The organism is Azospirillum brasilense, from assembly GCF_008365405.1.
Classification (GTDB): domain Bacteria; phylum Pseudomonadota; class Alphaproteobacteria; order Azospirillales; family Azospirillaceae; genus Azospirillum; species Azospirillum brasilense_D.
This window is the reverse complement of record NZ_QOKV01000007.1, coordinates 1-23,275: the sequence shown is the minus strand read 5'-3', so window position 1 is coordinate 23,275 and position 23,275 is coordinate 1. Positions and strand designations below refer to the sequence as shown.

At 69.9% G+C, this 23,275-nt stretch carries 20 protein-coding genes and 1 pseudogene; 9 read left to right on the top strand and 12 right to left on the bottom strand.

Annotation, left to right across the window (positions count from 1 at the left end; all coding sequences use genetic code 11):
- Positions 1-119: 119 nt before the first annotated feature.
- Entirely contained in the window at positions 120-1,610 is a 1,491-nt protein-coding gene (gene pdxR / locus DS837_RS12975; RefSeq protein WP_149165141.1) for a MocR-like pyridoxine biosynthesis transcription factor PdxR, read from the bottom strand.
- A gap of 113 nt (positions 1,611-1,723) precedes the next feature.
- Here pdxR and DS837_RS12970 point away from each other — a divergent pair, with 113 nt between their 5' ends.
- Positions 1,724-2,962, top strand: coding sequence for a benzoate/H(+) symporter BenE family transporter (locus DS837_RS12970; RefSeq protein WP_149165140.1), 1,239 nt, complete (start codon positions 1,724-1,726; stop codon positions 2,960-2,962).
- A 40-nt stretch (positions 2,963-3,002) separates the two neighbouring features.
- On the opposite strand, the gene DS837_RS12965 is transcribed toward DS837_RS12970, so the two are convergent.
- Entirely contained in the window at positions 3,003-3,938 is a 936-nt protein-coding gene (locus tag DS837_RS12965) for a LysR family transcriptional regulator (RefSeq protein WP_149165139.1), read from the bottom strand.
- Positions 3,939-4,034: 96 nt separating this feature from the next.
- Between DS837_RS12965 and DS837_RS12960 the strand changes: the two genes are divergently transcribed.
- A complete protein-coding gene (locus DS837_RS12960) occupies positions 4,035-4,817 on the top strand; it encodes an NAD(P)H-dependent oxidoreductase (protein ID WP_149165138.1) in 783 nt (260 codons plus the stop codon).
- Between the two features lie 5 nt (positions 4,818-4,822).
- Here DS837_RS12960 and DS837_RS12955 read toward each other — a convergent pair whose 3' ends face one another.
- Positions 4,823-5,275, bottom strand: a complete 453-nt coding sequence (locus DS837_RS12955; RefSeq protein WP_040135038.1) for a DMT family transporter — start codon at positions 5,273-5,275, stop codon at positions 4,823-4,825.
- A gap of 79 nt (positions 5,276-5,354) precedes the next feature.
- On the bottom strand, positions 5,355-6,071 hold the full coding sequence (locus DS837_RS12950; RefSeq protein ID WP_247889909.1) for a helix-turn-helix domain-containing protein: 717 nt from the start codon (positions 6,069-6,071) through the stop codon (positions 5,355-5,357).
- Positions 6,072-6,193: 122 nt separating this feature from the next.
- Between DS837_RS12950 and DS837_RS12945 the strand changes: the two genes are divergently transcribed.
- Both DS837_RS12945 and DS837_RS12940 read left to right on the top strand, forming a co-directional pair.
- Positions 6,194-7,813 carry an ABC-F family ATP-binding cassette domain-containing protein gene (locus DS837_RS12945; protein WP_149165136.1) on the top strand — a complete coding sequence of 540 codons (1,620 nt, stop codon included), beginning with the start codon at positions 6,194-6,196 and terminating at the stop codon, positions 7,811-7,813.
- 117 nt (positions 7,814-7,930) lie between these two features.
- Positions 7,931-8,143 carry a hypothetical protein gene (locus DS837_RS12940; RefSeq protein ID WP_149165135.1) on the top strand — a complete coding sequence of 71 codons (213 nt, stop codon included), beginning with the start codon at positions 7,931-7,933 and terminating at the stop codon, positions 8,141-8,143.
- Between the two features lie 45 nt (positions 8,144-8,188).
- Here the strand turns inward: DS837_RS12940 and DS837_RS12935 are convergent, their stop codons facing one another.
- The 7 genes from DS837_RS12935 to paoA all read right to left on the bottom strand — a co-directional run bounded on the left by DS837_RS12935 (position 8,189) and on the right by paoA (position 17,293).
- Positions 8,189-9,277, bottom strand: a complete 1,089-nt coding sequence (locus tag DS837_RS12935; protein WP_145627260.1) for a TRAP transporter substrate-binding protein — start codon at positions 9,275-9,277, stop codon at positions 8,189-8,191.
- Between the two features lie 156 nt (positions 9,278-9,433).
- Positions 9,434-10,561, bottom strand: coding sequence for a hydrogenase formation protein HypD (hypD, locus tag DS837_RS12930; protein WP_149165134.1), 1,128 nt, complete (start codon positions 10,559-10,561; stop codon positions 9,434-9,436).
- A 123-nt stretch (positions 10,562-10,684) separates the two neighbouring features.
- A complete protein-coding gene (locus tag DS837_RS12925; protein ID WP_149165133.1) occupies positions 10,685-11,326 on the bottom strand; it encodes an SH3 domain-containing protein in 642 nt (213 codons plus the stop codon).
- 96 nt (positions 11,327-11,422) lie between these two features.
- On the bottom strand, positions 11,423-13,372 hold the full coding sequence (locus DS837_RS12920) for a M1 family metallopeptidase (protein WP_149165132.1): 1,950 nt from the start codon (positions 13,370-13,372) through the stop codon (positions 11,423-11,425).
- Positions 13,373-13,466: 94 nt separating this feature from the next.
- Positions 13,467-15,659: an aldehyde oxidoreductase molybdenum-binding subunit PaoC gene (gene paoC / locus DS837_RS12915; RefSeq protein ID WP_149165131.1), complete on the bottom strand. Its 2,193-nt coding sequence runs from the start codon at positions 15,657-15,659 to the stop codon at positions 13,467-13,469.
- Positions 15,660-15,662: 3 nt separating this feature from the next.
- Positions 15,663-16,613 (bottom strand): FAD binding domain-containing protein, encoded by a 951-nt coding sequence (locus DS837_RS12910; protein ID WP_149165130.1) that lies wholly within the window; start codon positions 16,611-16,613, stop codon positions 15,663-15,665.
- On the bottom strand, positions 16,610-17,293 hold the full coding sequence (paoA, locus tag DS837_RS12905) for an aldehyde dehydrogenase iron-sulfur subunit PaoA (RefSeq protein WP_149165129.1): 684 nt from the start codon (positions 17,291-17,293) through the stop codon (positions 16,610-16,612). The genes DS837_RS12910 and paoA overlap by 4 nt, the downstream gene beginning before the upstream one ends.
- A 312-nt stretch (positions 17,294-17,605) precedes the next feature.
- On the opposite strand from paoA, the gene DS837_RS12900 reads away from it, so the two are divergent.
- The 5 genes from DS837_RS12900 to DS837_RS12880 all read left to right on the top strand — a co-directional run bounded on the left by DS837_RS12900 (position 17,606) and on the right by DS837_RS12880 (position 22,780).
- Positions 17,606-18,544: a LysR family transcriptional regulator gene (locus tag DS837_RS12900; protein WP_149165128.1), complete on the top strand. Its 939-nt coding sequence runs from the start codon at positions 17,606-17,608 to the stop codon at positions 18,542-18,544.
- Positions 18,545-18,671: 127 nt separating this feature from the next.
- The gene (locus tag DS837_RS12895) at positions 18,672-19,823 is read left to right on the top strand and encodes a CaiB/BaiF CoA transferase family protein (protein WP_149165127.1); all 1,152 of its coding nucleotides are present in this window, start codon (positions 18,672-18,674) and stop codon (positions 19,821-19,823) included.
- Positions 19,824-19,825: 2 nt separating this feature from the next.
- Entirely contained in the window at positions 19,826-20,665 is an 840-nt protein-coding gene (locus tag DS837_RS12890; protein ID WP_149165126.1) for an HTD2 family dehydratase, read from the top strand.
- 37 nt (positions 20,666-20,702) lie between these two features.
- Positions 20,703-21,566 (top strand): HpcH/HpaI aldolase/citrate lyase family protein, encoded by an 864-nt coding sequence (locus tag DS837_RS12885; RefSeq protein WP_149165125.1) that lies wholly within the window; start codon positions 20,703-20,705, stop codon positions 21,564-21,566.
- A gap of 50 nt (positions 21,567-21,616) precedes the next feature.
- Positions 21,617-22,780 (top strand): acyl-CoA dehydrogenase family protein, encoded by a 1,164-nt coding sequence (locus tag DS837_RS12880; protein ID WP_149165124.1) that lies wholly within the window; start codon positions 21,617-21,619, stop codon positions 22,778-22,780.
- A 109-nt stretch (positions 22,781-22,889) separates the two neighbouring features.
- Here the strand turns inward: DS837_RS12880 and DS837_RS33070 are convergent.
- A pseudogene (locus DS837_RS33070) lies at positions 22,890-23,275 on the bottom strand (calcium-binding protein); the annotation flags it as partial.

The following is a 23,275-nucleotide window of genomic DNA, read 5'->3' as shown; positions in this document are numbered from 1 at the left end:
AAATGGGAAACATCAAGGATTGGTCGGCTCTTCGATAGCAGGAAAATGGCCCGCCATACCCAGCCACTCTCAGACACCCACCCAGACCAATTCATCCGATGCCGCGCGCCCGCGCCATGCTATGGCTTCGTCGCCGCGCGAAGCGCCTTCTCCAGCTTTCTGACCGCCACCTCGATTTCGAAAGGCGTGTAGGCCGCGAAACCCATCAGGAAGCCGGCCTTGCCGTCGCCGGCGGCGTGCAGCGCCGACAGGCCGAGCAGTTCGATCCCGGCCCGCCGCGCCGCATCGACGGCGGCGCGCTCCGTCAGGTCGCCGGTCAGCAGGCAGGGCATCTGCAGGCCGCCGATGGGAACCTGCGGCTCGACGAAATCCGACAGGTGCTTGGCGACGAGGCCCGCCAGCGCGTCGAGGCGCTCGGCGTAGACGCCGCGCATGGTCCGCACATGCGCCCCGAAATGCCCGCCCTCCATGAAGCGGGCCAGCGTGAGTTGGGCCATCGGCGCCGTGTGGCCATCCAGCAGGGTGCGCGCGACGGTCATCGGCTTCACGAGTTGGGGCGGCAGCACGGCGTAGCCGATCCGCAATCCGGGAAAGAGCGATTTGGTGAAGGTGCCGATGTAGATGGTCCGGCCGTGCGGATCGAGCCCCTGCACACAGGCCGTCGGCTTGCCCGTGTAGCGGAACTCGCTGTCGTAGTCGTCCTCGATGATCCAGGCCCGATGCCGGGCCGCCCACTCGATCAGGGCCAGACGGCGGTCCAGCGCCAGCGTCGCGCCGGTCGGGAACTGGTGGGACGGCGTCAGGAACACCGCCTTCGCCCGCTGCGGCTCGGCCAGGATGTGATCGACGACGATGCCCTGCCGGTCGACGCGGATCGGAACGCAGTCCAGCCCTGCCGCCTCGAACGCCTTGCGCGCCCCGTAATAGGCCGGGTCCTCCAGGAAAATCCCGTCGCCAGGATCGAGCAGCATGCTCGCGCAGAGCGCCATGGCCTGTTGCGAGCTGGTCAGCACCAGGACGCGGTCGGCGGTGGCGCGCGCGCCGCGTTCCAGGTTCACATAATCGGCGATGGCGCGGCGCAGCGGTTCGGTCCCCTGCGGATCGCCGTGGAACAGGCTTTGCGCGCCGACCTCCTTGCGCACCTGCCGTTCCAGCCGCTCCCAGAGCGCGAGCGGAAAGGTCCGGGTTTCCGGAACGCCATGGGCGAAGGGCCGCGGCGCGGGCATCTCGCGCACCCCGCCCGCCTCGAACACGGCGGCGCCGCGCCGGCTGAGAGCGGGCGCCTGATCGCTCGGGAGCGTGTCGCGCCGGGGCCGGCGGCGGCCCGGGGTGAACTCGGTGATCTCCGCGACGAAGCTGCCGCTGCCGACGCGCCGGTCGATGAAACCTTCGGCGTGAAGCTGGGCGTAGGCCGCCTCGATCGTGTCGCGGGACACCCCCAGCGACGCGGCGAGCGCGCGCGAGGCGGGCAGCGGCTTGCCCGGCCCGAGCGCGCCGTCGACGATGAGCTGCCGGACGGCCCGCTGAATCCGCGCGTGGAGCGGCATGGCCGCGTGGGCGGGGTTGGCGATCCACGCCTTCACGGACTCGAGCTGGGAATGCCGGAACAATTGGTCTGGCCTTCTTCGATAAAGCGGATGGGCACATCAGGCCATTGGTCGGGTAGCTGTCAAGGCCGCTCATCGCCCTTGCGGCCCGAACCGTCCGGAGGTCCCACGCAACCATGCCACCCAATTCCGCTCCCATCCGCCTCGACGACCTCACCCACCCCGTCGTGGCGGGCCTGATCTCCGTCATCGTCAATTACGGCGGCACCTTCATCCTGGTCTTCCAGGCGGCGAAGGTCGCGGGCCTCGGCCCCGACCTCACCGCCTCCTGGGTCTGGTCGGTCTCCATCGGCGTCGGGCTGACCGGGCTGTTCCTGAGCTGGCGCCATCGCGAACCGATCATCACCGCCTGGTCCACCCCGGCCGCGGCGTTCCTCGTCACCGCGCTGGCGACGACGCCCCACGCCGAGGCGGTCGGCGCTTACATGATCTCGGCGGCGGCCTTCGTCGCGCTCGGCCTGTCGGGCTGCTTCGAGAAGGTCATCCGGCTGATCCCGCCCGGCATCACCTCCGGCCTTCTCGCCGGCATCCTGCTCCCCTTCGGCATCGGGGCGTTCGGCGGGGCCAGCGTCGATCCGCTGCTGGTCGGCCTGCTGATCGTCGCCTATGTCGCGCTGAAGCGGTTCTCCGCCCGCTACGCCGTGGTCGGCATCCTCGTCCTCGGGCTGGCCTTCCTGCTGACTCAGGGCCGCGTCGATCTGTCGGGGCTGTCGCTGGAGTTCGCCGCCCCGGTCTTCACCGCGCCGGACTTCTCGCTGAACGCGCTGCTGTCCGTCGCGCTGCCGCTGTTCCTGATCACGCTGTCCGGCCAGTACATGCCGGGGATGCTGGTCCTGCGGAACGACGGCTTCAAGACGAGCGCCAACCCCATCGTGACCGTGACCGGCCTCGGCTCGCTGCTCATGGCCCCGTTCGGCTCCCACGCCTTCAACATCGCCGCCATCACCGCCGCCATCGCCACCGGCAAGGAAGCGCACGAGGACCCGGCCAAGCGCTGGATCGCCGGGATCGCGGCGGGCGTCTTCTACGTGCTCGTCGGCGTGTTCGGGGTGACGCTGGCCGCCGTCTTCATGGCGTTTCCCGCAACCTTCATCACCGCGCTCGCCGGTCTGGCGCTGCTCGGCACCATCGGCGGCAGCCTGGCCGGGGCGATGGCCGACCCGGCCTCCCGCGAGGCGGCGCTGATCACCTTCCTGGCGTCCGCCGCCAACATCAAGCTGCTCGGCATCGGCGGGGCGTTCTGGGGCTTGCTGATCGGCCTCGTCGCTCACCTCGTCCTCAACGGGCGCCTGCGCCTGCCGCGCCGCAGCCTGGCGGTCAGAAAAGAGGCGGTGACCGAGAGGGCGGCCCCGTAATCACCCTATCGGCTCTCCTCGGGCGGCGATCCCCGGGCGGCTATCCCCGGGACGACCGCTTGATCCCGGGGATGGTCGCGACCGTTTCCGCCAGGAACTCCACCAGCAGCCGGACCCGCGCGATGCCGGCCCGTTCCGGCACGATCAGCAGGTTGAGCGGCACGGCGGGCGGCGCGTGGTCCGGCAGGAGAAGCTCCAGGCGGCCGTCGGCGAGCAGATCGTCCACCAGCCAGACATGGGCCGGGCCGATGCCGCGGCCGGCGAGATAGGCTTCGCGCGCGGCAAGGCCGTGATCGACCCGCAGCCGTCCCCCCAGGGACACGGCGTGAAGGGCGCCGTCCGGCCCTTCGAGCGTCAGCCGGTCGCTCCCCGCGATGTTCGACATGCGCACACCCTCGAACCCCGCGAGGTCGGCCGGCGTCGTCGGCCAGCCGTGCCGCTCCAGACAGGCCGGCGCCCCGACGAGGGCACGCCGGCTCTGCCCGAGCGCCCGCCGCTTCAGCGAACTGTCGGCGAGCGGGCCGAGCCGGATGGCGATGTCCACGCCGTCGCGCACGAGGTCGATGCGCTCGTCGGTCAGGCCGAGATCGACGGCGATGTCCGGGTGGCGGTCCTGGAAGGCGAAGATCAACCGGCTGATGTGCCGGACGCCGAGCGCCGCCGTGCAGGACACGCGCACCGTCCCGGCCGAGGCGCGGCCGGTGTCGCGCGCCTCGTCGCCCGCCTGCTCGACGAGGCGCAGGATCTGGACGGCGTTGGCGTAGTAGCGCTCGCCCTCCGCGGTCAGGGCGACGCGGCGCGTGGTGCGGCTGAACAGGGCGACGCCCAGCGCCTCCTCCAACTCGCGGATGTGCCGGGTGACGCTGGACTGGCCGATGGCCATCTCGCGCGCCACCGCTGACAGGCTTCCCCGCTCGGCGACGCGGACGAAGGTCCGCATGCGGTCCAGCGTGACGTTCGCGGGCGATTGATCCATTTTACGGCAGTATCCTATCCATACCCCCTGTCTACCGGATCAATCGCCATCCGCCTAGCTTGAGTCGCACGTGCTTCAAGCGAACAGGTGCCTGCGATGAATGTGCTGATCGTCTTCGCCCATCCCGATCCCCGCTCCCTCAACGCCGCCCTGCGCGATGCCGCCGTCGCGGAGCTTGAGGCGCAGGGCCACGCCGTGCGGGTCTCCGACCTCTACGCCATGAACTGGAAGGCGGCGGTGGACCACGCCGACTTCCCCACCCTCGGCGGCGGCGAGCGCCTGAAGGTGGCCGCCGCCTCCGGCGCCGCCTTCGCCGCCGACGCGCTGACCGCGGACGTCAAGGCCGAGCAGGAAAAGCTGCTGTGGGCCGACGCGCTGATCCTGCAATTTCCGCTCTGGTGGTTCACCATGCCGGCGATCCTCAAGGGCTGGGTCGACCGCGTCTACGCTTACGGCCTCGCCTATGGCGTCGGCGAGCACAGCGACCGGCGCTGGGGCGACCGCTACGGCGAGGGCCGCTTCGCCGGCAAGCGCGCCATGCTGGTGGTGACGACGGGCGGCTGGGCCGAGCATTACGCGCCGCGCGGCATCAACGGCCCGATCGACGACCTGCTGTTCCCGATCAACCACGGCATCCTGCACTACCCCGGCTACGACGTGCTGCCGCCCTTCGTCGCCTACCGGGTGGACCGCTTCGACGAGACCGGCTTCGCACAGACGGCGGAGCAATTGCGAGAGCGGATGCGGACGCTGGAGACGACGGCGCCGATCCCCTTCCGCCGTCAGAACGGCGGCGATTACGCCATCCCCAGCCTTGAACTCCGCCCGGAGTTGGAAGCCCCCGGCGCGTCGGGCTTCGCCCTGCACCGTACCGCTTAGGTGCGCTACAGCCGGATCAGGACGACGCCGAGGATCAGGGAGGCGGCGCCAGCCAGCCGGGTCGGGCTTATCGGCTGCTGAGGCAGACCGAGCAGACCGACATGGTCGAAGGCGAGCGAGCCGAGCATCTGGCCGACCACGATCAGCGCCAGCACCGTCGCCGCCCCCAGGCGGGGCACCATCAGGATGGCGGTCCCGATGAACAGCGCGCCGAACAGCCCGCCGGTCCAGGTCACCCACGACCCCACCCCGCCCACCGCTTCGGCAAGGCGGGGACCCGGCGCGAGGAGTGCCACCGCCAGCATCGCCAGCATGCCGACGACGTAGCTGACGAAGCCCGCCCACCAGGGCGAGCCGAGGTCGGCCCTGAGGTTGGCGTTGAGGACCTGTTGCAACGCGACGCTGACCCCAGCGCCGACCACCAGAAGGTACGAGACGGCGGACACTGCGATGGACATGCCATGCTCCCAAGATTGGCTGTGGGTGAATGCCGGATGGGTAGCAGGCGGCGCGGCGGCGGTCTGGTACGGATGTGACCTACCCGGCGCGGTAGCGGCCCGGCGTCACGCCGAAGGCACGGCGGAAGCAGCGCCCCATATGGCTCTGGTCGGTGAATCCGGTGTCCGCCGCAACCGCCGCGATGGGCTCCCCGGCGCGGAGCAGCAGCCGCGCGTCGTTCAGCCGCTCCTGAAGCTGGAAGGCGTGGGGTGGGACGCCGTGGTGCTTGCGGAACCGGCGGGTGTAGCCCTCGCGGCTCATCCCGGCGCGGCGGGCCGCGTCGCCGACGCTGTCCCACGCCTCGCCCCCCGTGAACGCGGATGCGGGCTCCACCCCGGTCCCGATGGAGCGGCGGTGGTCCTCGGTGATCCGCGTCAGGTCGGGCCAGCCCAGCCCGCCCGACCGGCGCCAGTGCCGGGCCAGCCCGGCGATCGCCTCCGGCGCGGCGTACAGGCCGGGCGGCGTGTAGAGGTTGACGCAGACGACCTCGTCGGCCCCGCACAGCGAGCGGTGCGGCGTTCCCGCCGGGATGTGCACACCCTCGCCGGGACCGGCCTCGCGCAGCTCGCCCGCAATGACGAAACGCCGCCACCCCGCCAGGACGAAGGTCAGCTGGTCCTCACGATGGAAATGCACCGGCAGGGCCACGTCGCGGCCGCGCACCGTTCCCAGCTCGACGATGCCGCCGCCGCTGCCGGTGGGGCGCCAATAGTCCCAAACCTGCGGCGGACGCCCCATAACGGCGATTCCTTCCATCGACCTGTTTCCCGAATGCGATTTTCGCATGGCGCCGATCTGGACTCCATCGCACCGCACATCCTGTGGCATAAGAGCCCCCGCCACGCCATGGGAACAACGCCGCAGGAACGCAGCCGCACATGATCCGCTTCGACAACATCAGCAAGCAGAATGGTCACCGAATCCTCTTCCTCGAAGCATCGGCGGCGTTGAACCGGGGCGAAAAGATCGGGCTGGTCGGTCCCAACGGGGCGGGCAAGACGACGCTGTTCCGCATGATCACCGGCGAGGATTTGCCGGACACCGGTCAGGTGGCGATCGAGAAGCAGGCGACCATCGGCTACTTCAACCAGGACGTCGGCGAAATGTCCGGCCGCTCCGCCGTCGCCGAGGTGATGGACGGCGCCGGCCCGGTCAGCACCGTCGCCGCGGAACTGGCCGAGCTGGAAGCCGCCATGGCCGACCCCGACCGCGCCGACGAGATAGACGCCATCATCGAGCGCTACGGCGAGGTCCAGGCCCGCTTCGACGAGCTGGGCGGCTACGAGCTGGAGGGCAAGGCGCGCGAGGTGCTCGCCGGCCTCAGCTTCAGCCAGGAGATGATGGACATGGACGTCGGGAAGCTGTCCGGCGGCTGGAAGATGCGCGTGGCGCTGGCCCGCATCCTGCTGATGCGGCCCGAGGTCATGCTGCTCGACGAGCCGAGCAACCATCTGGACATCGAAAGCCTGATCTGGCTGGAAGGCTTCCTGAAGGGCTTCGAGGGCGCCCTGCTGATGACCTCGCACGACCGCGAGTTCATGAACCGCATCGTCAACAAGATCATCGAGATCGACAGCGGGTCGCTGACCAGCTACTCCGGCGACTACGGCTTCTACGAGCGCCAGCGGGCGCTGCGCGAGAAGCAGCAGGAGGCGCAGTTCGAGCGCCAGCAGGCCATGCTGGCCAAGGAACTGAAGTTCATCGAGCGCTTCAAGGCCCGCGCCTCCCACGCCAGCCAGGTCCAGAGCCGGGTGAAGAAGCTCGACAAGATCGAGCGCTTCGAGCCGCCCAAGCGCCGCCAGATCGTGACCTTCGACTTCCCGCCGGCCCCGCGCTCCGGCGACGACGTCGCGGTGCTGAAGAACGTGCACAAGGGCTATGGCAGCCGGACCATCTACGAGGGGCTGGACCTGACGATCCGCCGCAAGGAGCGCTGGTGCGTCATGGGCGTCAACGGCGCCGGCAAATCGACGCTGCTCAAGCTGGTGGCCGGCGCGACCGAGCCGGACAGCGGCACCGTCGCGGTCGGCGGCAGCGTGCGCATGGGCTATTTCTCCCAGCACGCCATGGACCTGCTGGACGGCGACAAGACGATCTTCGAATCGCTGGAGACCTCCTTCCCGCAGGCGAGCCAGGGAGCATTGCGCGCACTCGCCGGCTGCTTCGGCTTCTCCGGCGACGATGTGGAGAAGAAGTGCCGCGTGCTGTCCGGCGGCGAGAAGGCCCGGCTGGTCATGGCGATCATGCTGTTCAACCCGCCCAACTTCCTGGTGCTGGACGAGCCGACCAACCACCTCGACCTCGACACCAAGCAGATGCTGATTTCGGCGCTGGGCGCCTATGAGGGCACCATGCTGTTCGTCTCGCACGACCGGCATTTCCTGGCGGCCCTGTCGAACCGGGTGCTGGAGCTGACGCCGGAGGGCATCCACCAGTACGGCGGCGGCTACACCGAATATGTTGCGAGCACCGGGCAGGAAGCGCCAGGCATCCACTGACGCCGGCCAGGGCGGGAGCGTGTGCGCCGCAACAAGCGGCTTGCGCGCGCCGCCCCCTCCATGGAAACTCCTTCCCGTGTCGTTCGGGCTGGGTTGCGCAACCATGGAGATTTTGGAATGGCTGGGTATGACAACGCCGACGGCCCCGCGGGGCTGGTCATCCGCCTGATCGACACCGCGGTGAAGGCCCTGGACGAGATGTCCGACGCCGCGGGCGAGATCGCGCCGGACGTCGGCAATCTGACGGACACGCTGGTGGCCGCCCAGCGCATCGCCGACCGCGCGTCGCAGGATCTGCAACGTCTGTCCCAGAAACTGGCCGCCCAATAGCGGCCGAAACGGTGCGGCGCGCCAACGCGCCGCACCGCGCCCTCATCAGCGGCGCTGGCCGGCGGTGAAGGTGAAGTTATCGAAGCTGTTCTCGGCGACGCGGAACCACAGATACTCCTCGTCGCGGAACTTCTTCCACGGCTCGTAGATCTTGGCGAACTTCGGATTGTTCTTGGCCGTCTCGTCGTACAGTTCGTAGGCCGCCTTGTAGCAGGCCTCCATCACCTCGCGCGGGAAGGGACGGAGCTGGGCGCCGCCGGCGACCAGACGCTTCAGGGCGGCGGGGTTGTCGGAGTCGTACTTGGCGTTCATGATGGCCAGCGCCTCGAAGCAGGCCGCTTCCAGCGCCGCCTGATAGGGCTTCGGCAGCTCTTCCCACTTCTGCTGGTTGACCAGAAGCGACACGTTCAGGCCGCCTTCCCACCAGCCGGGGTAATAGTAGTACTTGGCGACCTTGTTGAAGCCCAGCTTCTCGTCGTCGTAGGGGCCGATCCACTCGGCGGCGTCGATGGTGCCCTTTTCCAGCGACGGGTAGATGTCGCCGCCGGCGATCTGCTGCGGCACGACGCCCAGCTTGGTCAGCACCTGCCCGGCGAAGCCGCCGATGCGGAACTTCAGGCCGCTCAGGTCCTGGACCGTCTTGATCTCCTTGCGGAACCAGCCGCCCATCTGGGTGCCGGTGTTGCCCGCCGGGAAATTGACGACGTTGTAGCCCTTGAAGAAGTCGCGCAGCAGTTCCATGCCGCCGCCCTGGAGAATCCAGGCGTTCTGCTGGCGGGCGTTGAGGCCGAACGGCACCGTCGAATCGAAGGTGAAGGTCGGGTCCTTGCCGACATAGTAATAGCTGGCGGTGTGGCCGCACTCGACCGTGCCGTTCTGCACGGCGTCGAGCACCTGGAGGCCGGGGACGATCTCACCGGCGGCAAAGGGGCGGATCGTGAATTTGTTGTCGGTGATGGCGGCGACGCGGCGTGAAATCACGTCGGCGGCGCCATAGATGGTGTCCAGGCTCTTCGGAAAGCTGGAAGCGAGGCGCCAATGCACTTCCGGGGTGCTCTGCGCGATGGCCGGAGCCGCCAGAGTGCTGGCCGCGACGCCGACACCGGCGCTGGCGAGGAATGAACGGCGTTTCATGCGGGAAGTCCCCTCCTGTTCTTTTGTTCGGGAACGAACCTATCAGCCTCCTCCGAACCCCCGCAAAAGGTTAGCCGTGCAATGGGCGAATAGCTTCCCCGCCGAAATATTTCGTGACAAACCGTTCGCGGTTGAAACCAACGGTTACGGCACCGCCTATCGGTGGTCGCGGAAGCGCCCATAGGTGTAATGGGCAGCACAGCCCCCTTCCGCCGACACCATGCAGGAGCCCATCGGATTCTCCGGGGTGCAGACCGTGCCGAACAGCTTGCAATCGCTGGGTTTCTTCACGCCGCGCAGGATGTCGCCGCACTCGCAGCCCTTGTGGTCGGGCACCGCGCGGCCCGGTACGGCGAAGCGCCGCTCCGCGTCGAAGGCGGCGAAGCACTCCCTCAAGCACAGGCCGCTGTCGGGGAGGGAGCCGAGGCCCCGCCACTCGAAGCTGGGGCGCACGTCGAAGGTGTCGGCGACGATCCCCTGGGCCTTCCGGTTGCCGTCCGGGGTCACCGCGCGGGTGAACTGGTTCTCCACAACCGCCCGCCCCTCGTTCGCCTGCCGGATCAGCATCAGGATGGCCTGGAGCACGTCCAGCGGTTCGAACCCGGCGATCACCACCGGCTTGTGGTAGGCCTCAGCCACGAATTCGTAAGGACGGCTGCCGATGACCACGGAGACGTGCGCCGGCCCGACGATGCCGTCGAGCGGCAGCGTGCCCATGCTCCGCACCTCCGGGCTGTCCATGATGCCCCGGATGGCCGCGGGGGTCAGGACGTGGTTGCAGAAGACGCTGAAATTCCTCAGGCCCTTGGCCTGGGCGGCGTGGACGGCCACCGCGGTCGGCGGCGTGGTCGTCTCGAAGCCGATGGCGAGGAAGACCACCTCGCGGTCCGGATTCTCCTCGGCGATGCGCAGAGCGTCCAGGGTCGACAGGACCATCCGCACGTCCGCCCCCTCGGCCTTCGCCTTCAGCAAGCTGACCCGCCCCGATCCCGGCACGCGCAGCACGTCGCCGTAGGTGCACAGGATCACGCCGGGCTGGCGCGCGATGGCGATGGCGTCGTCGATCCGCCCCACCGGCAGGACGCAGACCGGGCAGCCCGGCCCATGGATCATCCGCACGTTGTCCGGCAGCAGGTCGGGAATGCCGTAACGGGACACCGCGTGGGTGTGGCCGCCGCAGAACTCCATCAGGTGATAGGTCCGCCCGCTCGCCGCCTCCCGCGCGATGGCGGTGGCGATGCCGCGGGCCAGCGCCGCGTCCCGGAATTCATCGACGTACTTCATCGTCCCCGCCCCTTCGGCCTGCCACAGCGGCATTTGGACGGCGGCGGGGAGCGCTGGCGTTGATGCGGATCAAGAATGGGGCGCGGCGGGACGGCGTCATGCCCTCCCCGCCGCGAAGCCCCTTTACTTCGAGGCGCCCATCATGGGCAGCGACAGCTCCGGCCCACGCCCCGAATCCTCGATGGCGATGGCGGAGGAGCCGGGGGAACCCAGTGCCACGCTCACCGGACGCCCGTTGTTGTGGTTCTTCCACATCTCGTAGAGCGCCAGCGCCGCGTAGATCTTGGCCTCGCGGCTGGTGTTGTAGAGCCATTCCTGGGTCGGGATGACGCGCAGCGCGCCGTTGCCCGACTGCTCCACCCGCTCCGCGAAACGGTAGCCGAGCTGGTTGTTGATGCCGGCCAGCAGCCCGTCGAATCCCGAGGAGATGCGCCCGAACCCGGCGTCCGACGCCGCGGAGGACGCGCCGCCCAGCGTGCTCGGCGTCTGCCGCTTCACGAGGTCGCCGAAGACCCAGCCCTCCTCGCCGGTGCGCATCGAGCGCACGCCGATCCAGTTGCCCTCCTGCTTCAGCTCGATCACCTCGTCGCCGCGGGTGACCGTGGAGCGGACCGAGGCGTTGTCAGAGGGGGCCGCGCGCAGGTTCACCTTCTCGCCGGTCACCGTGTGGATGTCGCCGGGGGCCGCCGCCGCGGGCAGGGCCAGCGCCGCCGCCACGCCGAGGCCGGCCAGGGTTCCGAGGAAAGTCTTCGTCATCCGAGACATGTGCATTCTCCCGCAGAACGCGCGCATCGCGCGCCGTTTCCCCTACAACAGGCAAAGGCGGGGTATGCTCCATGGACAGCTGCCGGGCGGGCGAGGCTACTCGAAAGACACACGCAGCGGGCTGTCGCCGGCGGGCCAGACGCCGCGGTCCACGGCGCGGGCGCCCTCGAAGACCAGCCAGCTCTGCCGCCCGTAATGGGGCAGCGGGCGCAGCAGCGCCTGGAGCGCCGCCGCGTCGTCCGCCGCCACCGCCAGCAGCGGGCGGCCCTGCGGCGTGCGCGCGGTCCAAACCCGCGCCGTCCCGCGCCCCTTGAGGCTGTCCGGCAGCGGCGGCAGGCCGAGCCGGACCAGCAGCCGGTTCACCTCCCCCGCCGTCCCGATCACGGCGAGCGGAGCAGCGGGATCAATGCGGTCAGCAGTGGCGATCCGCGGCGTGCCGTCCGCCAGCCGCTCGGCCAGCGCGCGGGCGGCCTCCGCCGCGGGGCCGTCGGCGGCGGCGATGACGGTGGTGGCCGCGTGGTCCAGTGTCACGTCGCGCAGGGTCGGCGGCGCCTCCCCCGGCGCCAGACGGCGGAACAGGCCGAAGCCCGGATCGACCGCCAGCGCCCGCGGTGCGGCGGCAATCGGGATCGTCACGGTCGTTTCGCGTCCGTCGAGGCGGACGGCAAGGCGCTCCACTCCCGCCGCGGTTTGCACCTCCACCGGAACAGTCAGGCCGTAGGCCGGCTGGCCCTGGCGCAGGGTCAGCGCCACCCCGTCGCCGTCGGCCTTCGTCGCTACCAGTTCCAGCGTCGGCGCCCCGACGCGGGTCAGCCACTGCGCGAAGAAGGGGTCGAGGTCGCGCCCCGACGCCTCCGCGAAGGCGTGTCGCAGGTCGCCCCACCCCGCATCCTGGAAGCGTTTCTCCTCCCAGAAGCGGCGGATGCCCGCGTCGAAGGCCTCCGCCCCGATCTCGGCGCGCAGCATATGGAACAGCATCGCCGCCTTGCCGTAGCCGACAATCTGGGCGGCGTCGTGGACCTTGGCCCGGAAATCGATCAGGGCGGAATCGCGCTCCGCCGGCAGGGCGGCGTAGTCGCGCAGCCAGTCCAGCCGCATCGCCCGCGCCGCGTCCTCTCCGCGCGCCTCGGCCGCCGCGTAGTCGGCCATGAAGGTGGTCAGCCCCTCCGACCAATTTCCGGGCCAGTTCCCGCCCTCGCCGACGCGCACCCCGTTGCCCCACCAGTTGTGCAGGATCTCGTGGGGCAGCGACTGGGCGCGGATGAAGGGCAGCGGCATCACCGAACGCCCGATGTAGGTCAGCCCCGGAAAGCCCAGACCGACCGGCAGCGGGGCCGAGAGGATCGCGAATCCGGCGAAGGGGTAGGCGCCGATCCGCGCCGCCTGCGCGTCGATGGTCCGGGCGCTGAGGTCCAGATACTCGTCGGCCAGCGGGGCCTGTTCCGGATGGAAGTAGGTGCGCAGGCGCAATCCGTTATGCATCCGCTCCGTCACCTGCCACGGTCCGGCGAAGAGCGACGGCTCCTCGACCCTGCGCTCCTCCGCGAAGGTCGCGGTGTAGCTGGCACCATCGCGCGTCTCCTCCACCAGACGTCCCGTCGCCACCGCGACGAAAGGCCCCGGCACGCGGACCGACAGGCGCCAGGAGGGCGGCTCCGCCGCGCCGCTTTCGGGAGTCGGAATCCATCCGGTGCCGGCAGGCAGATAGGCACCCTCCGCTCCGCCTCCCCCGCCGCGCGCTTCCGGCGTCAGGGGCGGCAGGGTCCCGGCGTAGCGCAGACGCAATTCGCCCCCACCCTCCGGCACGGTCACCGGCAGGGCGTTGCCGCGCACCGCGACCGGCGCGCCGTCGAGCCGTGCTTCGCCGACCACCAGCCCCGGCGCCAGCCGGAGCCGGTGCGTCCCGGCGGGCAGGCGCAGCCGGTCCTCCACCTCCAGCCGCCGCGCGGCGGGGTCCAGCGTGACGGTCAGGTCATGGTGCAGGCCGGCGGCCCAGCCGGGCGCGGCGGCGAGGATGCCGCAAAGGGCGAGGAGGAGGGTGCGCATGGCCCTCCAATATAAGGCCTGGGCTGCGCCGCACCAGCGTCGGCACGGCGGCGTTGCGGGGTTTCCCCACCCATAAAGCCCTTCCCCCTCTCCCTCACCCCACCGCCGGCAACCGGTCCAGGAACTTGTCGAGCGTGATCGGGTACTCGCGCACCCGCAGGCCCGTCGCGTTGTGGACCGCGTTGGCGACCGCCGCCCCCACCCCGCACAGTCCCAACTCGCCCACCCCCTTGGCCTTCATCGGCGAGGAGATCGGGTCGGCCTCGTCCAGGAAGATCACCTCCTGATGCGGGATGTCGGCGTGGACCGGCACCTCGTAACCGGCGAGGTCGTGGTTGACGAAGAAGCCCGTCCGTTTGTCGAGCGCCAGTTCCTCCATCAGCGCGGCGCCGACGCCCATGGTCATGGCGCCGATCACCTGACTGCGCGCCGACTTCGGGTTCAGGATGCGGCCCGCCGCACAGACCGCCAGCATCCGCCGCACACGGATCTCGCCGGTCGCCGCGTCCACCGCGGCTTCCACGTAATGGGCGCCGAAGGTCGACTGCTGGTATTTCTTGTCGAGGTCGCCGTATTCGATGCCGTCCTCGGCGGACAGGCCGTCGGCGCCCGCCGCTTCGGTCAGCGGGATCTTGCGGTTGCCGGCGACGACCTGCCCGTCCACGAACTGCGCGTCGGCGGAGTTGACCCCCAGTTTCTGCGCCACCGCCTCGCGCAGCTTCACGCAGGCGGCGTAGACCCCGGCGGTGGCGTTGTTGGCGCCCCATTGGCCGCCCGACCCGGCGGACACCGGGAAGCTCGAATCGCCGAGCCGCACCGCCACCTTGTCCAGACCCACCCCCATCATCTCCGCCGCGGTCTGGGCGATGATGGTGTAGCTGCCGGTGCCGATGTCGGTCATGTCGGTTTCGACCGTCACGATCCCACGCTGGTCCAGCCGCACCCGCGCCGCCGACTTGGTCAGCAGGTTGTTGCGGAAGGCCGCCGCCATCCCCAGCCCGACCAGCCAGCGCCCGTCGCGCACCTGTCCCGGCTTCGGGTTGCGTTTGGCCCAGCCGAACCGCTCCGCCCCCAGGCGCAGGCATTGCACGAGCTGGCGCTGCGAGAAGGCCCGGTTGGGATCGGCGGGGTCGGTCTGGGTGTCGTTGCGGATGCGGAATTCCACCGGGTCCATGCCCAGCTTCTCCGCCATCTCGTCCATCGCGACCTCCAGCGCCATCATGCCCGACGCCTCGCCCGGCGCGCGCATGGCGTTGCCCTCGGGCAGGTCGAGCGTGGCGATGCGATTGCCGATCAGGCGGTTCGCCCCGGCGTAGAGCAGCCGCGTCTGGTCGGTCGCCGTCTCCTCCGAGCCGCCGGGCAGGTTGCCCGACCAGCTTTCATGGGCGATGGCGGTGATCGTGCCGTCCGGCGTGGCGCCGATGCGGATGCGCTGGATGGTGGCGGGGCGGTGGGTGGTGTTGTTCATCATCAGGGGCCGCGACAGTCCGACCTTGACCGGCCGCCCGGCCTCCCGCGCGCCGAGCGCCGCCAGCAGCGCGTCGGCGCGCAGGAACAGCTTCCCGCCGAAGCCGCCCCCGATGAAGGGGGAGATGACGCGCACCTTGTCCTTCGGCATCTTCAGCGTCGCCGACAGGTCGGTGACCATCCAGTCGATCATCTGGTTGGAGGTCCAGACGGTCAGCCGATCGCCCTCCCAGGCGGCGATGGTCGCGTGCGGCTCCATCATCGCGTGGCTTTCGTCCGGCGTGGTGTAGGTCTCGTCGAGCGTCACGGGAGCCGCCGCGAAGGCCCCCGCGAAATCACCGACCACCGAATCGCCGTCCTTGGTCTTCTCCGCCTTGTCCTTGGCCGCGGCCAGATCATAGGCGCCATCCGTCGGGGTGTAGTCGATGCGCACCAGCCCCGCCGCGGTGCGGGCCTGCTCGAAGGTCTCCGCCACCACCAGGGCGACGGCCTGCTGGTAATGTTCGATCTCCGGCCCGCCGAGCAGGGGCGCGGCGTTGCGTTTGCCTTTGTCGAGGGAGCCGGCGTTCTCCGCCGTGACGATGGCGACGACGCCGGGGGCCTTTCGCGCCGCCTCCAAATCCATGGACGCGATGCGCCCCTTGGCGATGCCCGAGCCGATGACCCAGCCATAGGCGACGTTCGGCGCCACGTCGTGCCATTCATAGGCGTAGGTGGCTTTTCCCGTCGTCTTCAGCGGACCGTCGATGCGGTCGGTCGGCTTGCCCACCACCTTCAGCTGGTCGATCGGGTTGGTGGTCGCGGGAGTGTCGAACTTCATGTCTCACCCTTTCGCTTCGGCCAGCACCGAGGCGAGCGTCCGCTCGACCAAGGTCAGCTTGAAGGCGTTGTCGTGCGTCGGCTTCGCATCGGCCAGCAGCCTAGCGGTCACCGCCTTGGCGCCGCGCGGCATCTCGGCCTCGGCGGCCTCGACGCGCCACGGCTTGTGCGCCACGCCGCCCACCGCCACCCGGCCGCTGCCGTCGCGCTGCACCACCGCCGCGACGGAGATCAGGGCGAAGGCGTAGGACGCGCGGTCGCGCACCTTGCGGTAGAGGTGGGTGCCGCCGACCGGCTTGGGCAGCGTCACCGCGGTGATGAGCTCGCCGGGCACCAGCTCCGTCTCGATGTGCGGCGTGTCGCCGGGCAGCCGGTGGAACTCCGCGATGGGAATGCTCCGCGTCGTCCCGTCGGCCCGCACCGTCTCCACCGTGGCGTCCAGCGCGCGCATGGCGACGGCCATGTCGCTGGGGTGGGTGGCGATGCAGGCGTCGCTCGACCCGACGACGGCGAGCTGCCGGCTGTAGCCGCCGATGGCGGCGCAGCCGCTGCCCGGCTGGCGTTTGTTGCAGGGCTGGTTGGTATCGTAGAAATAGGGGCAGCGCGTGCGCTGGAGCAGGTTGCCCGCCGTCGTCGCCTTGTTGCGCAGTTGGCCCGACGCCCCGGCGAGCAGAGCCCGCGACAGCACGCCGTAGTCACGCCGCACCCGTTGGTCGGCGGCCAGCGCCGTGTTGCGCACCAGCGCGCCGATGCGCAGCCCGCCGTCCGGCGTCGCCTCCACGCTGTCGAGCGTCAGCCCGTTGACGTCGATCAGATGGGTCGGCGTTTCGATCTCCAGCTTCATGAGGTCGAGCAGGTTGGTGCCGCCCGCGATGAATTTGGCGCCGGGCCGGCGTTCGACCGCGGCGGCTGCGGCGGCGGGGGAGTCCACCCGCTCGTAGGTGAAGGGTCTCATGCCTCCCTCCGTGCGACGTCCGAGATCGCATCGACGATGTTGGAATAGGCGCCGCAGCGACAGATGTTGCCGCTCATCCGCTCGCGGTACTCGTCTGCAGTGGCTTGGGGTGCGGCGTTCAGGTCGGCGGTGACGTGGCTGGGCACGCCGGCCTTGATCTCGTCCAGCATGGCCACCGCCGAACAGATCTGGCCCGGCGTGCAGTAGCCGCACTGGTATCCGTCATGCTCGACGAAGGCCGCCTGCATGGGGTGCAGCTTGCCGGGCAGGCCCAGCCCTTCGATGGTGGTGACGCTGCCGCCCTCGTGCATCACGGCGAGCGACAGGCAGGAATTGATCCGCTGCCCGTCCACGATAACCGTGCAGGCGCCGCACTGGCCGTGGTCGCAGCCCTTCTTGGTGCCGGTGAGGTGCAGATGCTCGCGCAGCGCGTCGAGCAAGGTCGTCCGCGTGTCGAGTTCGAGGTCGCGGCGCTGCCCGTTCACGGTGAAAGTGACCTTGGACAGGACGGGCGACAGAGTGGACGCGTCGGCTTCGGTCGCGGGGGGTGGCATGGCGGTCTCTCCAACGGTGGCCGCCCGCGCCGGCGCCCGGAACGGCGCCGCCGTCAGCGCGGCGGTGGCGGCGGTCCCAAGCAGGAGGCCGCGCCGCGTCATGTCGAGGTCGCCGGAATAGTGCATCGGTGGAATCCTCTTCCCTTCCTGGCTGTAATCCCGGCCCCGCGGGGCGGGGCGCGGGCGTGCGGACGGCTCATCCGCTTGTGCGGATGGGGAAAAACTAGGCCGTGCCGGTCCGGTGATTACCCGCCGGTCTCTGATAAGTCTTATGAAACGGGTCAATGGAACGCAGTGGCCCCGCGGATGGTTGAACCGGGTTTGCCCGGCGCTTCCTCATCCACCCGCCTTGATCCGCTTGCGGCGCACCGACATGATTGGCCGAGGCGGGGGAGTGTCGCTCCCGCAGGCAAAGGGCCGGGCAAAGGAAGGTGAGCGTTGGATCTGCGTCAGTTGCGGTATTTCATCGGCATCGTCGATGAAGGCTCCTTCACGGCCGCGGCTCAGAAGCTGAACGTCGCCCAACCGGCCCTCAGCCACAACATCCGCAATCTGGAGGCGGGCCTCGGGGTCAAGCTGCTGACCCGTGGCGTCCATGGGGTCAAGCCGACCGCCGCCGGCACCCGGCTGTACGAGCACGCGGAGATCATCCTGCGCCACGTCGCCCAGGCGACCGAGCAGGTGCGCAACTGCTCGGGCACGCCGAGCGGGCTGGTGACCGTCGGCTTTACCTCCTCGGTGGCGCTGGTGGCGGCGGTTCCCCTGGTGCAGGCGGTCCGCGCCGAGCTGCCGCAGGTGTCGCTGCGGGTGGTCGAGTCCTTCAGCGGGACGATCCTGGAATGGCTGAACGACGACCGGCTGGATTTCGGCTGCATCTACGACGTGACGCGGTCGCGCACGCTGCTGGCCGAATCGCTGGTGCGCGAGGATCTCTACCTGATCGGGCCGCCGGGCGGTGACGATGGCGAGATCGCCTTCGACGAACTGGCCGGCAAGGACCTGATCCTGCCGAGCCGCCCGCACAATCTGCGCGACCGCATCGAACGGGTGGCGCGCGAGACCTGCACGATCGTCACCGTGGCGGTGGAGATCAACGGGCTCCCCCAGATCAAGGCGCTGGTCGCCAAGGGGGTGGGCTATTCGGTCCTGCCGATCTCGGCGGTGATGGAGGAATGGCGGACGGACCAGGTCTCCGCCCGGCTGATCGTGTCGCCGTCGCTGCGCCGCTCGGTCCATCTCTGCCGTCCCCGCGGCGCCCCGGTGACCGAGGCCGCGGCGGCGGTGCGCGAGACCTTCCTGCGGGTGGTGCGCGATCTGGTCGGCGGCGGCGACTGGCCCGGCACCCTGCTGCTGGACGAAGAAGCGGCGTCCTCGTAGCCGCCTCGGCCTCATAGCGCTTCGTTATGCGATGCATGCCCCATCTGTATTGGATCGGGGCCGGTCCGGCTGTTTACCATCGCGGTCACGGATAATCGGCCCTGGCCCACAGCGGAGGCTTCGCAGAATGACTTTACCTCTGGCTGGACCTCTGTCAGGACGGCTGGTCGTCTCGCTGGAGCAGGCGGTGGCGGCACCGCTCTGCACATCGCGGCTCGCCGACGCCGGGGCGCGGGTCATCAAGATCGAACGGCCGGAGGGCGACTTCGCCCGCGGCTACGACGCCGTGGTCCACGGGCAGAGTTCCTATTTCGTCTGGCTCAACCGGGGCAAGGAGTCGGTCGTCCTCGACATCAAGACGCCCGAGGACGCCGAGTTGCTGGAGCGGCTGATCGCCCGCGCCGACGTCTTCGTGCAGAATCTGGCGCCCGGTGCGGCGGAGCGGGCCGGCTTCGGCTCGGACGCGCTGCGGCGGCGCCATCCCCGGTTGATCACCTGCGACATCTCCGGCTACGGCGACGACGGCCCCTACCGCGACATGAAGGCCTACGACCTGCTGGTGCAGAGCGAGACCGGGCTGGCCTCCATCACCGGGTCGCCGGACCAGCCGGGGCGCGTCGGCGTGTCGGTGGCCGACATCGCCTGCGGCATGAACGCCTACACCGGCGTCCTCCAGGCGCTGCTGGAGCGCGAGCGCAGCGGTGAGGGGTCGGCGGTGGCCGTGTCGCTGTTCGATTCACTGGCGGAGTGGATGATGGTGCCGCTGATGCACCACGACCATGGCGGCAAGGCGCCGGGGCGGGTCGGGCTGATGCACCCGAGCATCGCCCCCTATTCCGCCTTCGCCCTGGCCGACGGCCGGCAGGTGGTGCTGTCGATCCAGAACGAGCGCGAATGGGTGGCCTTCTGCGCCGACGTGCTGCTGCGGCCGGAGCTGGCGACGGACGAGCGCTTCTCGACCAACAACCGCCGCGTCGCCAACCGGCCGGAGCTGGACGCGCTCGTCGCCGCCATCTTCCAAACCATGGACCACGCCGAGGCGGTGCGCCGCCTGAACCGCGCGCGCACCGCCTTCGGCTCGCTGAACGAGGTGGCCGACCTGTCCACCCACGCGCAGCTGCGCCGCGTGACCGCCGAGACGCCGGGCGGACCGGTCGACGTGGTGGCGCCGCCGGTGCAGGTGCGCGGCCGACCCTACGCCTCCGGCGCCGTTCCGGCGCTGGGCCAGCACACCGACGCCGTCCGGCGTGAAATCTCTGAACAACAGGGGGGAGCATGACCATGGATCATTTGCGCGACTGGATCGGCCGGTCGGAAAGCGCCGAGGACGTCGCGGCGCCGGCGGCGCTGACTGGGCTGGCGGCGATGCTCGACCACGACAACCCGCCCTGGCCGGCCGGCGAGGTGCCGCCGCTCGGGCATTGGCTGTATTTCCTGCCCAAGGCGCTGCAGCGCGACATCGCCGAGGACGGCCATCCGCACAAGGGCGGCTTCCTGCCGCCGGTGGAGCTGCCCCGCCGCATGTGGGCCGGCGACACGCTGACCTTCCACCGGCCGATCCGCAGCGGCGAGGCGATCACCCGCCGCTCGACCATCGAGGAGGTCACCCCGAAGGAGGGCCGGTCGGGCCGGATGGTCTTCGTGAAGGTCCGGCACGAGATCAGCACCGCCGTCGGCGTCGCCATCACCGAATTCCACGACATCGTCTACCGCGAGGCCGCCAAGCCCGGCGACGCCCCCGTCCCTGGCGAGCGTCCGGCGGGCGAGGCGGTATGGCAGCGGCGCATCCAGCCCGACCCGGTGCTGCTGTTCCGCTATTCGGCCCTGACCTTCAACGGCCACCGCATCCATTACGACCGCGACTATTGCCGCGACGTCGAGGGCTATCCGGGGCTGGTGTTCCACGGCCCGCTCAGCGCCACCATGCTGATGGATCTGTTCCTGCGCGAGAATCCGGGGGCGCGGGTGACCGGTTTCCGCTTCCGGGCGAAGCGGCCGCTGTTCGACATCCATCCGCTGACCCTGTGCGGCGCCCCGACCGAAACCGGCGCCACGCTGTGGGTGACCGACCACGAGGGCTTCGTCGCCATGTCCGCCGAGCTGGAGGCCGAACGGTCATGACGACGGCGCATCGCGGCACGGTTGGAGGAGGCGTCTGATGTCCCTGCCGTACCGATCCTACCTCTTCGTCCCCGCCGACAACGCCAAGCTGCTGGAGAAGGCCCACCAGCGCGGGGCGGACGCCCTCATCCTCGACCTTGAGGACGCGGTCCTGCCCGCCAGCAAGCCGGAGGCCCGCCGCGGTCTCCCCGCGCCGATCGACCGGCTCCACGGGCTGGACATGCCGGTGCTGGTGCGGATCAACAGCGGCTGGCGCGACGCCGTCGCCGACCTGGAGGCCGCGGTGCGCCCCGGCGTGGCCGCCCTGGTCGTGCCCAAGGCCGAGGACGCCGGGGCGCTGCGCGTCCTCTCCGCGATGATCGCGGAGTGGGAGGCGGAGCGCGGCCTGACGCCGGGCGCCATCGGCCTCGTCGCCCTCATCGAAAGCCCGCTGGGGCTGGAGCGGCTGTCCGGGATCGCCGCCGTTCCGCGCGTGGCGGCGCTGGCGCTGGGCAGCGAGGATTTCGCCCTGACGCTGGGGGTGGAGCCGACCGAGGCGCTGCTCGCCCTGCCGTGCCGCCAGATCGCGCTGGCCGCCGCCGCCCATGGTCTCGCGGCGATCGGCCTGCCCGGCTCGCTGGCCGAGTTCCGCGACCTCGACGCCTACCGCGCCATGGTGGCGCAGGCGCGGGCCGTCGGGATGACCGGCGCCCTGTGCATCCACCCGGCCCAGCTGCCCGTCGTCCGCGACGTCTTCGCCCCCTCCGCTGCCGACGTGGCCTGGGCCGGGCGCGTGGTCGCGGCGTGGGACGAGGCCCAGACGGCGGGGCGGGGCGCCGTACAGGTGGACGGGCGCATGGTCGACCGCCCGGTCGCCGAGCGGGCGAAGGCCATCCTGGCGCGCAGCGCCCCCACGGCCTGAATCCCACGGCCTGAAACACGGCACCAATCAAAAAAGCAGGGTGACGAGACATGAAGACCAGCATCGGTCAGGGCTTCGACGAGATCCGCGACGCCGTGCGCGCGCTCTGCGCCGAATTCCCCAGCGAGTACCATCGCCGCATCGATGAGGAGCGCGGTTATCCCGAGGCGTTCGTGGATGCGCTGACCAAGGCCGGCTGGATGGCCGCCCTGATTCCGGAGGAATACGGCGGCTCGGGGCTCGGCCTGACCGAAGCCTCGGTCATCATGGAGGAGATCAACCGCTCGGGCGGCAACTCCGGCGCCTGCCACGGCCAGATGTACAATATGAACACGCTGATCCGGCACGGCTCGGAGGAGCAGCGCCGCCGCTACCTGCCGAAGATCGCGGCGGGCGAGCTGCGCCTCCAGTCGATGGGCGTCACCGAGCCGACCACCGGCACCGACACCACCCGCATCAAGACCCGGGCGGAGAAGAAGGGCGACCGCTACGTCATCAACGGGCAGAAGGTGTGGATCTCCCGCGTCCAGCATTCCGACCTGATGATCCTGCTCGCCCGCACCACGCCGCTCGATCAGGTTCGCAAGAAGTCGGAAGGCATGTCGATCTTCATCGTCGACATCAAGGAGGCGATGCAGAAGGGCATGACCGTCCAGCCCATCCGCAACATGGTCAACCACGAGACCAACGAGCTGTTCTTCGACAATCTGGAAATTCCCGCGGAGAACCTGATCGGCGAGGAGGGGCAAGGCTTCAAGTACATCCTGACCGGCCTCAACGCCGAACGGGTGCTGATCGCGGCGGAATGCATCGGCGACGGCTACTGGTTCATTGACAAGGTCTGCGACTACACCCGCGACCGTCAGGTGTTCGGCCGCCCGATCGCTCAGAACCAGGGCGTGCAGTTCCCCATCGCCGAGAGCTTCATCGAGGTGGAGGCCGCCAACCTGATGCGCTTCGAGGCCTGCCGCCTCTACGACGCCGGGGAGCCCTGCGGCGCCCAGGCCAACATGGCGAAGTACCTCGCCGCCAAGGCGTCGTGGGAGGCGGCGAACGCCTGCCTGCAGTTCCATGGCGGCTTCGGCTTCGCCAGCGAATACGACGTGGAGCGCAAGTTCCGCGAGACCCGGCTGTATCAGGTGGCGCCCGTCTCCACCAACCTGATCCTGGCCTATGTCGCCGAGCATGTCCTGGATCTGCCGAAGTCCTACTGACCGGGCGGGTTTCCCCGGACCCAACTCCCCATCGGTGCCGGAGGTGGCCTGAAAGCCGCCTCCGGGTTTGAGCTGGTCCGCCGCCGTTCTGTCTGGTGTTTATGTCTCCTCAGCCGAACCAGGCGGCGACGTTTCCGGTCTGGCCGAGGATGGTGATGCGGGCGCCGGAGCCGATGTCGAGGGTGGTGTTGCCGCCCTCCACTCGGGCCGAGCGGATCACCGCGCCGAGGTCGATGCCCGCCTCGTGGAAGGCCAGACGGTCGACCCCAACCTGGAAGTCCATCACCACCGACCCGCCCGAGTTGCGCCCGAAGGCGAACAGGTCCGCGCCGCCGCCGCCCCACAGCGTGTCCGCACCGCCGTCGGCGAACAGCACGTCGTTGCCGGCCCCGCCGTTCAGCAGGTCGTCGCCCGCTCCGCCGAACAGCGTGTCGTCGCCGTCCTCGCCCAGCAGCGTGTCGTCGCCGTCGCCGCCGCTGGCCAGGTCGTCGCCCT